The sequence below is a fragment of the Spirosoma luteum DSM 19990 genome (genome assembly GCF_000374065.1).
Taxonomy (GTDB): Bacteria; Bacteroidota; Bacteroidia; order Cytophagales; family Spirosomataceae; genus Spirosoma; species Spirosoma luteum.
Window position 1 is genome coordinate 871,141 of record NZ_KB893245.1, and the last position, 12,044, is coordinate 883,184.

Annotated in this window: 10 protein-coding genes and 1 tRNA gene; 4 read left to right on the top strand and 7 right to left on the bottom strand. The window is 49.2% G+C overall.

Annotated elements, in window-relative coordinates; all coding sequences use genetic code 11:
* Positions 1-195 precede the first annotated feature (195 nt).
* Positions 196-268: transfer RNA gene (locus tag B156_RS0103625), tRNA-Thr, on the bottom strand.
* An 83-nt stretch (positions 269-351) separates the two neighbouring features.
* On the opposite strand from B156_RS0103625, the gene B156_RS0103630 reads away from it, so the two are divergent.
* Complete coding sequence (locus B156_RS0103630) at positions 352-2,322, top strand: ABC-F family ATP-binding cassette domain-containing protein (RefSeq protein WP_018618273.1); 1,971 nt, start codon at positions 352-354, stop codon at positions 2,320-2,322.
* 101 nt (positions 2,323-2,423) lie between these two features.
* Here B156_RS0103630 and B156_RS0103635 read toward each other — a convergent pair whose 3' ends face one another.
* Entirely contained in the window at positions 2,424-3,221 is a 798-nt protein-coding gene (locus B156_RS0103635) for a DUF3667 domain-containing protein (protein ID WP_018618274.1), read from the bottom strand.
* Positions 3,222-3,412: 191 nt separating this feature from the next.
* On the opposite strand from B156_RS0103635, the gene B156_RS0103645 reads away from it, so the two are divergent.
* Positions 3,413-4,729, top strand: coding sequence for a type IX secretion system plug protein (locus B156_RS0103645; RefSeq protein ID WP_018618276.1), 1,317 nt, complete (start codon positions 3,413-3,415; stop codon positions 4,727-4,729).
* Positions 4,730-4,788: 59 nt separating this feature from the next.
* Here B156_RS0103645 and ychF read toward each other — a convergent pair whose 3' ends face one another.
* Positions 4,789-5,889, bottom strand: a complete 1,101-nt coding sequence (gene ychF, locus B156_RS0103650; RefSeq protein ID WP_018618277.1) for a redox-regulated ATPase YchF — start codon at positions 5,887-5,889, stop codon at positions 4,789-4,791.
* A gap of 253 nt (positions 5,890-6,142) precedes the next feature.
* The gene (locus B156_RS0103655) at positions 6,143-6,469 is read right to left on the bottom strand and encodes a DUF3276 family protein (RefSeq protein WP_018618278.1); all 327 of its coding nucleotides are present in this window, start codon (positions 6,467-6,469) and stop codon (positions 6,143-6,145) included.
* 273 nt (positions 6,470-6,742) lie between these two features.
* On the opposite strand from B156_RS0103655, the gene B156_RS0103660 reads away from it, so the two are divergent.
* Together B156_RS0103660 and B156_RS0103665 are read left to right on the top strand one after the other, a co-directional pair.
* Positions 6,743-7,180 (top strand): septal ring lytic transglycosylase RlpA family protein, encoded by a 438-nt coding sequence (locus tag B156_RS0103660; protein WP_040585031.1) that lies wholly within the window; start codon positions 6,743-6,745, stop codon positions 7,178-7,180.
* 161 nt (positions 7,181-7,341) lie between these two features.
* Positions 7,342-8,253 (top strand): DUF58 domain-containing protein, encoded by a 912-nt coding sequence (locus tag B156_RS0103665; RefSeq protein ID WP_018618280.1) that lies wholly within the window; start codon positions 7,342-7,344, stop codon positions 8,251-8,253.
* A 12-nt stretch (positions 8,254-8,265) separates the two neighbouring features.
* Here B156_RS0103665 and B156_RS0103670 read toward each other — a convergent pair whose 3' ends face one another.
* The 3 genes from B156_RS0103670 to B156_RS0103680 all read right to left on the bottom strand — a co-directional run bounded on the left by B156_RS0103670 (position 8,266) and on the right by B156_RS0103680 (position 12,007).
* Positions 8,266-9,750, bottom strand: coding sequence for a TlpA family protein disulfide reductase (locus B156_RS0103670; protein WP_018618281.1), 1,485 nt, complete (start codon positions 9,748-9,750; stop codon positions 8,266-8,268).
* A gap of 294 nt (positions 9,751-10,044) precedes the next feature.
* Positions 10,045-11,019 carry a 6-phosphofructokinase gene (gene pfkA, locus B156_RS0103675; RefSeq protein WP_018618282.1) on the bottom strand — a complete coding sequence of 325 codons (975 nt, stop codon included), beginning with the start codon at positions 11,017-11,019 and terminating at the stop codon, positions 10,045-10,047.
* 244 nt (positions 11,020-11,263) lie between these two features.
* Positions 11,264-12,007, bottom strand: coding sequence for a glycosyltransferase family 2 protein (locus tag B156_RS0103680; RefSeq protein WP_018618283.1), 744 nt, complete (start codon positions 12,005-12,007; stop codon positions 11,264-11,266).
* Between the last annotated feature and the right edge of the window lie 37 nt (positions 12,008-12,044).

A 12,044-nucleotide genomic window follows, 5' to 3' on the forward strand; every position in this document is an offset into this window, starting at 1 on the left:
GTACCGCCCTTATTTGGCGGATTGTTGACTTTACAGGCGGGTTAAATCCGCCCGGTATTGATTAATGACACAGGGGCCGTAATTAGCCCTTTTTCTTTGCCTAATCAAGCCGATTTGTCTAAACGCATTGCACATTACATTGCACACCACATAAAAAAAGCACCTAACATATTTGTTAAGTGCTTGATTGTCAGGAGCCTCCTATAGGACTTGAACCTACGACCCCTTCATTACGAATGAAGTGCTCTACCAACTGAGCTAAGGAGGCTTTTGGGCATTTTGAGACCGCAAAGATAGCGGAATCATAACATATCAGGCAAGGAAACGGGCGTTTTTTCTTAATTTTGCCCTATGATTTCCATTACTAACCTGTCTTATTACCTCGGCAGCCGAGCGCTTTACGAAAATGCCTCGCTGCATATTAAGCCTAACCAGAAAATTGGCCTTATCGGTCTGAACGGAACGGGCAAATCGACGCTGCTGCGCATCATCAATGGCGATTACCAGGCCGATGGCGGCACCATATCCAAAGCGGGCGATGTTACGCTGGGTTTCCTGAACCAGGACCTGCTTAGTTACCAGACCGACGATTCTATTCTGTCGGTGGCCATGCAGGCGTTTGAGCGGCAGAATAAATTGCAGGTTCAGATAGACGAGGTGCTCCACGAAATGGAGACCAACTATCAGGATGAACTGGTCGATAAACTCGGCAAACTCCAGGAAGAATTTGAAGCCCTCGATGGGTACACGGTGCAGTCGCGGGCGGAAGAAATTATGGAGGGACTGGGCTTCTCGACCGAGGATCTGCAAAAGCCACTCCGGCAGTTTTCAGGCGGGTGGCGGATGCGGGTAATGCTCGCGAAACTGCTGTTGCAGAAACCATCCCTGCTGATGCTGGATGAGCCGACCAACCACCTTGACCTGCCTTCGATTCAGTGGGTAGAAAAATACATTCAGACGTATGAAGGGTCCGTAATTGTGGTTTCACACGACCGGGAGTTTCTCGATAACGTGATCGACGTAACGGTGGAGGTGGCCAATGGCAAGCTGAATTATTACGCCGGTAATTACTCGTTCTACCTGGAGGAGAAAACCCTGCGCAACGAAATTCAGAAAGGTGCCTTCGAAAATCAGCAGGCCAAAATCCGGCAGACGGAGCGGTTTATCGAACGGTTTAAAGCGCAGGCAACCAAAGCTAAACAGGCGCAAAGCCGGGTAAAGCAACTGGCCCGGATGGATCGTATCGATGACGTAATCGACGAGTCGGCGCGGGTAAACTTTAAATTCCAGTTCTCCACCCAGCCCGGTCGCCATATCCTGCACCTCGACGATATTTCGAAGGCGTACGGTCCGAAGAAAATTCTGACCCATGCCGACATTCGGCTCGAACGGGGTGATAAAGTCGCCCTGATTGGTGCCAACGGAAAGGGTAAATCAACGTTGCTCCGTATCATTTCTGGGTCGGAGCCGGTTAGTGACGGGCAGCGCCAACTGGGGCACAATGTGTCCTTCAGTTTCTATGCTCAGCACCAACTGGAGTCGTTGAGTGTGGATGATACATTGCTGGAAGAACTCAAACACGCCAATCCGAACAAAAGTGAAGGCGAATTGCGCGGAGTACTGGGTTGCTTTCTGTTCTCGAGCGATGATGTTTTCAAGAAAATCAAAGTGCTGTCAGGGGGAGAGAAGTCGAGAATAGCACTGGCAAAAGTGCTGCTGTCGCAGGCGAATTTCCTACTGCTTGACGAACCGACTAACCACCTCGACATGCAGTCGGTGAATATCCTGATTCAGGCACTGGAGCAGTATGAGGGTACGTACGTGGTGGTTTCGCACGACCGCTACTTCGTGTCGCAGATTGCCAACAAAATCTGGTACATTGAAGATGAACAGATAAAGCAATATCCGGGCACCTACGATGAATACGAATGGTGGATGGAAGAGCGCAAAGCCGACGCTGCGGCCGGGCAAAAAGCAGAGGGCAAGGGGCAAAATAGTAACGGGAACGGGTCTGCTCCCAAGCCCCTCGCTCCAAGCCCCCCGCCCAGGAGTGGTAACGACGACGAACGGAAAGAGTGGCAGCGTACACTAAAGCGCCTGAGCCAGCAGGCCGAAGAATCCGAACATAAAATTGGACAGCTGGAAGATCGTAAACAACGGCTCGAAACCGAACTCGCCGACCCGGCTACCTACGGCGACGATAAACTGATGCAGGCTAAAAACGACGAATACCGACGGGTGACAACGCAGATTAGCCAGCTTCAGGACGAGTGGGAAACGGCTATGCTCGAAGCCGAAGAGTGGGAAAAGAAACTGGCGTAATCAAGGGCAGTTTTCACATAAAAGGCCCTACGTGTCCAACACGTAGGGCCTTTTGCTTTACTGCATGAACTGGGTAACTTGAGGAGTGTACCCGTTTGTACTTAACCGAATCGAATGTATAGAAAAATGGCTCCTCCGGAAAAAACAACCCAACTCATCAGCACCAACAGTGTAACCCCACCAGTCTTTACATACTGACTGAGCAGCCTGTAGTTTAAGAACTGATAGTAAGCGATAGTTAAGTAAATAAGTTGAAAAAGCAACAGTATACGATTAAGTAAGGGTAAGTAGGCGTTCAGCAGCAACCCCAGTATAAGAGTCAGGATGATACTGGCTAGTGAGAAAAAACTACTGAAGAAAACGTTGGCTACCAGATGTTCGGCGTAGTTGATACCGGATCGCCGGAAACACAACCAGAAGATGAAGGCGAATAGGGGGATGGCCACCATACCAACGATATTGACATGCCTTTCGATAAACGTAGTAGCCGCGTGCTGACGTTCAGCGTAAGGGGATACTGCCTTGGGCACTGTGGGCTTTACTCCCTGCGTTGCTGATATGCCGGTATGTTCGCTGCTTGTGTAGGGGTTTACGAAGTTATTGACGGCGATGTTGAGCCCCAATACGATTAACAAAAACGAAAAGGGATTGAAGTATTTGCTTCGCTTTCCCTCCAGAGTGTATTCCCGAGCCGTCACGCCTGGTTTACGCATCAAACTCTTGGTGAGGTACAATACACCTTTGTCGGCATGGGTGAAAGCGTGGAAAACCTCATGTAAAATATGCGCCGGGTTAAAGCGATGAATATGGGCTTTCTGACCGCATTGGGGGCAAAACTGGTAGGATGCGTCTAAGTCTGCCGTACAATTTGGACAGGTCTTTACGGTCACTGTGGTCATGGAAGGAAGGTTAAAACAGAGAAAATGCCAAATCAGCTGGAATGATTATCGTTTATGATTCTCAGTACTTCGATGCGCGGTTACCATCAAGCCAAAGGATGTTGCAGCGACGCAATTTTACTGATTTTTCGCAACTATACACCCATGTATGCGTTTAATAACCAGTTTCTTGCCGAAATAAACACCTGATAATGATTCGTCGCCAATTCATTGCCATCGCGCTTACGGGGTTGTGTGTGTACCCATTGTTTGCGCAGAATCCACAGCTTCAGACCATCGATCATATTTACGACCCACAGGTGCAAACAGTACTCCTATACCCTCTGGTAGGAGCAAGTCCGAACGGTCAGAATGCCGTAGCACCGGCTCTGACCCTCAATCCCCCCGTTATTTCGCTGGATGAACAGGTGCCATTACAACTCGAATTTGATGATCTGACGGCTAACTACCGCTCATTCCGGGCCCGGATTATTCACTGCAACGCCGACTGGCAGCGGTCAATCCTGAACGATATCGAGTTTACCTACGAGTACAACGATAATCCCATTACGGACTATCAGATTTCTATCAACACAAAGATCCCCTATTTCCACTACCAGTTTACCCTGCCCAGTCTGAAACTGCCGGGCAATTATGTGCTGGTGGTGTATGACGAACGAAACCGGAACAACATCATCTTTACGCGCCGGTTTAGTACCTACCAGAATCGATTGCTCGTCAACGCGGCCGTACGTTTTTCGTCGGCTCCCGACCGGCAATTTACGGACCAGCAGCTCGACATATCAATCAACTATCGGGGGTATCAGGTTATTTCTCCCCAGGATGATTTTAAGGTCATAATTCGTCAGAATTTTCGCGACGACCGGACCCTGACTGGTCTGCGCCCCACCAATGTGCAGGCGTTTGATCAAATCCTCGAATATCGGTTGATTGACCTGAGTAACACGATGCCGGGGGGGAATGAATTTCGCTTTTTCGACACCCGTACGGTCCTTTCCCGTGCCAACTACATTGACCGGATCGACCGGCTTGCCGACCGTAATATTGCTTACGTACAAGTCGATAAGCCCCGCAACCAGGGGGTGTATATCCAGAGTGATGATTTCAATGGTCAATTCGTAATCGACCATCGTGAAACGGGTAACGGAGCGACTAACGCGGATTATATCGAAACGATTTTCACCCTCAAAATCCCGGAAGTGCCCGATTTCAACATGTACGTGAATGGCTCGTTCAATTTCTGGCAACTGAACGAGCGTAACCAAATGGCCTATGATGCGTTGTTGGGCGCGTACCGGGCGTCGATTCTGTTGAAGCAGGGCGTTTACAATTACGACTACACCCTCATGTCGACCGGTCCACAAAAAAAAGTGGATGAGAACTACATCGAGGGTAGTTTCTCATCCACCGAAAACGACTACGAAGTATTCGTTTACCACCGCCCCCCCGCTTCCCGCGCCGACCAGCTGGTTGGCTACCGGCGGACGAGTGTCAATCAGCGTAAATGAATCCAGATTCCATTAGCCCCAGTTAGTTTAAACCGGGGGCTATTAGAATTTGGATTCATTTACGCGCTGTGCAGGAATTCCATGATGTCGCCGTCCTGCACGATGTATTCTTTGCCTTCTACGGCCAGTTTGCCCGCTTCACGAACACCCGCTTCTGTTTTGAACTGCGAGAAATCGGGAAGTTTCATCACCTGCGCCCGAATGAATTTCCGCTCGAAGTCGGAGTGGATAACACCGGCTGCCTGGGGTGCTTTCCAGCCCCGGTGAATGGTCCAGGCGCGTACTTCTTTAACGCCGGCGGTGAAGTAGGTAATCAATCCCAATAGTTTGTAAGATGCTTTGATAAGCTTGCTGAGCCCCGATTCAGTCAGACTGTACTCACCCAGGAACAACTCCCGCTCTTCGGGATCTTCCATTTCGGCAATCTGCGATTCAATACCGGCACTGATAACAATTACTTCGGCTCCTTCATTTTTTACGGCTTCCTGTAAAGCATCGGAATACGCATTTCCGTTGGGTAGCGAGCCTTCATCTACGTTGGCGACGTAAATAACCGGCTTCACCGTGAGCAGGGAAATGTCGCCAATGGCCGCTTCGCGCTCTTCGGGTGATACCTGCACCGTACGCGCACTCTGACCTGCTTCCAGCGCCGTTTTAAACCGCTTCAGGATTTCCAGTTCCGACTTTGCTTTGGCATCGCCTACCTGAGCCGCTTTCTGGATTTTCTGAATTTTCTTGTCAACGGCTTCCAGGTCTTTCAACTGGAGTTCGGCATCAATAATTTCTTTATCCGAAACGGGATTAACCTTGCCTTCTACGTGAACGATGTTATCGTCCTCAAAACACCGGATAACGTGAACGATGGCGTCCACCTCCCGAATATTGGCCAGAAATTTGTTACCCAAACCAGCTCCCTGACTGGCTCCTTTTACCAGCCCCGCAATATCGACAAACTCAATAATGGTGGGCACCACTTTCTGGGGTTTCACCAGCCCTTCCAGGGTATCCAGCCGCTCGTCGGGAACGGTTACGACGCCCACATTTGGTTCTATTGTGCAGAATGGATAATTGGCGGCCTCGGCCTTTCCACTCGATATTGCGTTAAACAGGGTGGATTTGCCCACGTTAGGCAAGCCCACAATTCCACATTGAAGTCCCATAAATTGTTGTGAAAGAGTGAATGAGTGAACGTCTGGCCTATCCGCATATCTTTTCCTGTATAGACGATCTGCTGTTCATCCGTTCAATTGTCTGCTCTTTTATTTTTCGCAAAAATACAACCGTAACGGCGGACCACCGCAACGACGAACAGCAAAAAAAGCCTTTGGCGTGTCCAAAGGCTTCGGGTAAGTACGGTTGGTTAATAAATTGGTTTCTAGTAAAGTCTACCTCATCTAGTGCCTGTTAGTTTAGTTACTCCCATTTCAATTCGCTGGCGAAGTCGTCCTGCTCGCTGCGTTCGCGCTGGGCTAGCTGCGTAAAATCTACTTCGGGCATCAGTTCCGTTTTTACGTGTTCTACGGTTTCCTGAAGGGCCTCGATAAACTTGTCGAAATCTTCCTTGTACAGAAAAATCTTGTGTTTTTCGTAGGTAAACCCCTCGCCCTGCGGATGCCGTCGGCTCTCCGTAATGGTCAGGTAATAATCATTGGCACGGGTTGCTTTAACGTCGAAGAAATACGTTCGTTTGCCCGCCCGGACCCGATTCGAATAGATTTTTTCCCGGTCTCTTTCGTCCACAATAAATAGGGTTTAATCAGTATATGACCACTAAAGTACGGGCATTCGCGAAAGAACAAAAAGATTGCTCATAAATATATTTTGGGGACATATAACCGCAAAAATGAATTGAGTTGTGGAGAACATTCCACAGTTTTTCGCCTGATTGCTTGCTCGTGAAGGGCGTAAAAGCTATCTTTGTTTTATAGGAATTGCACTTTTTGGAGGCAGGTAGTATGTATGACGTTTATCAGCGTACGACCCGCCTATTTTTTTCACGTAACCAAAAGCTGTATGAATGTAATCATGTCCCTTATGTTGTTCTTTAGCAGCATAAGCCCGACGGGGGCCTTACCGGGCCTCATACAGAAAGGCAAAGCGTCTTTTTATGCCAAAAAGTTTACGGGTCGGAAAACGGCCTATGGCGAACGTGTCAATCCTGATGCGCTCGAAGGTGCCCACCGTCACCTGCCCCTGAACACGCTTGTTGAAGTGACCAACCTAAGCAATAACCGTTCAGTAATTGTACGAATCAATGATAGAGGGCCATTTGCCAAAGGTCGCGTCATTGATTTAACGTATGCCGCTGCCAAGTCGCTTGGCATGATTTCAAGCGGCATTGCCACCGTATCGCTCCGGGTTGTCGACAAGGGTAAACGCGCCGTAGCGCTCGCTCCTTCCATCTTCGATGTGCCCGTAGCTTTCCAGCCCCAACTGGAACCTGCCCTGTAGCCTGTCTGCCCAAACACAATCAGACCTACCGAACCGTTCGCTATTTCCCCGTGCAATTCCTGTCGGAGATGTCGAACGGTTCGGTTTTTACGTTAAATTGGTAGGGAAACGAAAGGCTGAATTTATCGTTCATCTCCCTTTCTTTCCACTTCGGTCTACTTATGAAACAAACGCTCAATCTGGGTCAGGTACGTTCCTACGGCAACGTCGAATTTCTGGCCCGTCAGTTAGTCGAAGGTTTTATTACCGGGCTTCATAAATCGCCTTTTCACGGGTTCTCCGTCGAATTTGCCGAACACCGGCTTTATAATACCGGCGAAACAACCCGGCACATTGACTGGAAAGTGTTTGGTAAAACGGAGAAGCTGTTCGTAAAGCGCTACGAAGAAGAAACCAATCTGCGCTGTCACCTGCTCATCGATACGTCTTCTTCCATGTATTATCCGGAGGAAAATTACGGTAAAATGACCTTCAGTGTCATGGCGGCTGCCTGCCTGGCGTATATGCTCCAGCGGCAGAAAGATGCGGTGAGCCTGACTACCTTTGCCGACCAGATTGATGTGCAGACACCCATCAAATCAACGCCTTCGCACGTTCATAAGCTATTTACACAGCTGGACCAGTTGATGCAGCAACCCAGGCCGTTGCGCCGAACGGCAGCCGCTGATGTGATTCACCAGGTAGCCGAGAAAATCAACAAACGGTCGCTGGTCGTGATTTTCAGCGATATGTTCGATAACAGCGAAAATGCCGACGCATTGTTTTCGGCACTTCAGCACCTGCGCCATAACCTGCACGAGGTACTGATTTTTCACGTAACCGATAAAAAGACGGAAGAGGAGTTTGCTTTTGATGAGCGGCCGTATGAATTCATCGACCTCGAAACGGGGGAGACGGTAAAACTCCAGCCGGGGCAGGTTCGTGACACGTACCAGCAAGCCGTAAAGTCCTACTTTCAGGAGTTGAAAATGCGGTGCGGTCAATACAAAATAGACTTCGTGGAAGCGGATATTGCGCAGGGATTCGACCAGATTCTGAATTCCTACCTGGTGAAACGCACGAAGATGAGGTAATAATAGCAGAAGCTATTTCTTCACACTTGCCTTGGCATTGGTTGGGGCCGCATCCGTTTTCTTACCGGCCTGCTGCCGTTTCTGGAAGAGGATAAAATCCTCGATTTGTTCGGCGGGTAGTTTGTGGGCTAGTATCTTCTTGTTTTTATCGAGAACGTTGACCGTTGGCGTAGTGAACACATCGAACTGATTGCGGAAGTCATTCTTATGGGCGAAATCGTAGCCATGGATGGCTTTGCCAAGCTTGAACTCTTTGATAAATTTCTTCCACTCTTCCGGGCTTTGGTCAATGGCAATGGCCAGTACTTCAACGCCTTTGCCTTTATAGTCATCAATCAGTTTTTTCAGCTTGGGCGCGCTTTCCCGGCAATGGCCACAGGTGGGGGAGTAGAAGAAAACAACGGTGTAGTCGGCCTTTATAGCCGAAAGGTTAATGGGTCGGCGAAGGGTGTCGCTTACAATGGGCGACTGCATCGTTTTGCCGACCAGATTGGGTTTGATGGCCGCTACCCGTTCGCCAATGGCCTTTAGAGTAGATGAATCCGATACAGTCATAATACCCGTTTTGTAATATTTCTCGAACATGTGAACAAACAGTCCTTCCGTACCCATCACTTTGGGTTGCTCGTACTGACTTGTGATGTAGTAAATGGTGTAGTACTTGATGTCGGTGTTTTTCCCGGCAATGGCTTTATTCACGATAAAATCTGCTTCCTTAATCAGAGAATCGGGTACCTGCACTGTCAACTCTTTGATGTACCGCTCAATTTTGCTCTGTAAAAAAGGCGTTCTGACAAAACGCTCATCGGAGAAGTCAAAATCATCCCAGAAGTGGTCTTTATAATAGTTGAAAACCCAGATGGAATCCGGACGGCCGTTGGCTGCTTTGGGAGCAGGTGGTATCTCCGGCTCGGCGGTGGCTTTAAATAGTTTAGCCGCGAAGGCGGTCGGGTTATCGGTCAAAAACTGCGCACGATACTCATTCGCCTGCTTCTGAAGGTCGCTCAGCTGCTTGTTGAGCAGAGCCGACGATGCGGCATCAGTACGCATTTTCTTCTGCATGGTGATGGCCTGCGCTTCTTCCGAAAATTTGCCTAGTTTCTGCTGATAGGCATAGAATAATTCATTTTCTTTCGAGCCACTGATTTTCATCGCGTTGATGATAGAAGCCGTATCGGTATCAAAAGAAAACTGCTGGTCATCCGTAATTAGCAACTGCATATAACCCTTTCCTGGAACTACGACAAGGAATAGACCCTGGGGCAGGCTTTTTTTACCGGCAAAAACCATGTTTCCGGCTCCATCTACGCGGGCCGTGTCTTTAGGGATATACTGAGTAGCCCCAAAGTAGTGCGCCAATACGCAGGTAGTGTCTTTTAACCCCGTGATATGGCCCGTTATCTTGAAGCCGTCGGAGGGTGCCTGAGCCGTAGATTGGGCCTGCGCTACCGACAATGAAAGGAATCCGGCAAGCAAGGCCAGTAGGAGGTTCTTCATACAAGAGGGTGTATAGCCTGGTAAAAAAGAGTAAAATGGGTGGTGATACGATAGGTCTGCTGGTTAACACATTGCCTACAAAACGCTTGCCATACCGGTTATAGTCTGTGGTTTTGTTGTTTTCCGCTCCCTTATTGGTACGAATGCCGACAAGAGCACTGCCTAACAGGGTTCCATAACGCCCGGCAGTTCGGAGCCGTGCATAACAGATAAGTCTCTTATAGACACAGAACCCGCACGCGGCCAGCCTGCTAATGGATAAAAGCGATACGCGGCTTGCCGGGCAGTGGATTATTATACGGACAGAATCTTCACCATTCTGAGCAAATCTTCACTAATGGGCTTGGGTAAACGGATGGTATCGCGGAAAGGCGTATACACCAGTTCATTGTTGACAATACCGGCCATTACGTTCTGCTCACCATTCATGAGGCCCTCCATAGCACCCAGGCCCAGGCGGCTGGCCAGAATACGATCATAGGCCGTTGGAACGCCCCCCCGCTGAATGTGCCCCAGTGTGGTCACCCGCATGTCGATGTCGGGTTGTACCTGCTGCCGGATCTTCTCGGCAATATCACTGGCGTTACCTGCTTCTTCGCCTTCCGCAATAACCACGATGGATGATGATTTCTGGCGGCTCCACCCCGATTTCAGAATTTCAATTACCTCGGGAATGGGCGTAAGTACTTCCGGAACCATAACCATTTCGGCTCCGCCCGCAATACCTGATTGAATGGCGATATAGCCCGAATCGCGCCCCATTACCTCAATGAAAAAGATGCGGTCGTGCGAGTCGGCGGTATCGCGGATTTTGTCGATAGCTTCCAGCGCGGTGTTAACGGCGGTATCGAAGCCAATGGTATAATCTGTACCGTAAAGGTCATTGTCAATCGTACCAGGGGCGCCAACCGTGGGTATACCGAATTCATCGAAAAAAAGGGTGGCTCCAGTAAATGTTCCATTACCACCAATGGCGACCAGGCCTTCTATGTCAAATTTTTTGAGTTGTTCGTAAGCTTTGGCCCGTCCTTCGGGAGTCATGAACTCTTTACTCCGGGCCGATTTCAGGATAGTCCCACCCCGCTGTACGATGTTACTAACCGAGTGAGAGGTCATCTGAAAAATATCACCACTTATCATTCCGTTATACCCCCGGCGGATACCAAACACTTCAATACCATGGTAAACCGCCCCCCGGACAACGGCCCGGATGCAGGCGTTCATACCCGGTGCATCGCCACCTGAAGTAAAAACAGCTATTCGTTTCATAGGTCAAGTCAATTTTTTAACGGAATTTCACAAAAAAGATTACGGTGTGTTCTTTTGAACCTCGCAAATTTATTCTCATTTCCCAATCTTAAGGCATTAGGCAAGGAATTATCCTGTTGTTTTCATGCAAATTTCACAAAGGAACTTTACGAAATAACTCCATACACCGCACCTGTTCAAACTGGTTAAACGGACAGGGTCAATAAAAAATAATGCGCCTGTCGGCTAACTAGATGAAATCTGCTCATCGGCTTTTGAACTGGTAAGCCCGCATTAGAATCCGTCCGTGATTGGCTACTGTTGTGAGCAGGCCGAAATGGGCTACCAGTACCCTGAACCGGTCGGTAAGGGAGCGACGGTGGTGCTGCACCGATAGCCCGCCCACGAGGTATTGGCACAAGACGAAGGGCAGGAATTTAACTTTCTGAGCCGCCTTCAAACAGCGGATTTCCCAGTCCAGATCAGCACTGAGGTTATTGAGAAGGTAATCAGGGGCAATGCTGCGTCTGGCGATAAATGCCTGATGGCAAACTTTCATACCCAAAGCCATATCGGGCCAGGTCAGGTTGGGGGGGAGTATATGGGGGGTTACCTGGCTCCGTAAACCAACCGGAGGACCGTCGTTGCGTACGAACAGAGCATCGCTGTAATACACATCTGCCGGTGATTCGTTTGTTATAGTCAGCAGGTTTGCCAACGTTTGCGAATCATGTACTGTATCCCCCGCATTCATAAACCAGACGTACTCACCCCGCGCCCGGTGCAGCCCTTTGTTCATAGCATCGTACAGGCCCCGGTCGGGTTCAGAAATCCAGCTGGTAATGTACTCCTTATAACGTTCGATGATGTCCAGCGTCCCATCTGTTGAACCACCATCAATCACAATATATTCATAATCGGTCGCCTGCTGCCCGATAACGCTCTGAATTGTGCGCTCCAGAAAACGTTCGGCATTGTACGTGATGGTGATGATGGAGAGGGTTGGCACAATTTATAAAGAGTGAAAGAGTGAAGGAGTGAAAGAC

Coding starts and splice junctions, on each gene's coding strand:
- B156_RS0103635 (WP_018618274.1), bottom strand. CDS start 3,221: ATGACCACAGTGACCGTAAAGACCTGTCCAAATTGTACGGCAGACTTA.
- B156_RS0103630 (WP_018618273.1), top strand. CDS start 352: ATGATTTCCATTACTAACCTGTCTTATTACCTCGGCAGCCGAGCGCTT.
- B156_RS0103660 (WP_040585031.1), top strand. CDS start 6,743: ATGAATGTAATCATGTCCCTTATGTTGTTCTTTAGCAGCATAAGCCCG.
- B156_RS0103645 (WP_018618276.1), top strand. CDS start 3,413: ATGATTCGTCGCCAATTCATTGCCATCGCGCTTACGGGGTTGTGTGTG.
- ychF (WP_018618277.1), bottom strand. CDS start 5,889: ATGGGACTTCAATGTGGAATTGTGGGCTTGCCTAACGTGGGCAAATCC.
- B156_RS0103665 (WP_018618280.1), top strand. CDS start 7,342: ATGAAACAAACGCTCAATCTGGGTCAGGTACGTTCCTACGGCAACGTC.
- B156_RS0103670 (WP_018618281.1), bottom strand. CDS start 9,750: ATGAAGAACCTCCTACTGGCCTTGCTTGCCGGATTCCTTTCATTGTCG.
- pfkA (WP_018618282.1), bottom strand. CDS start 11,019: ATGAAACGAATAGCTGTTTTTACTTCAGGTGGCGATGCACCGGGTATG.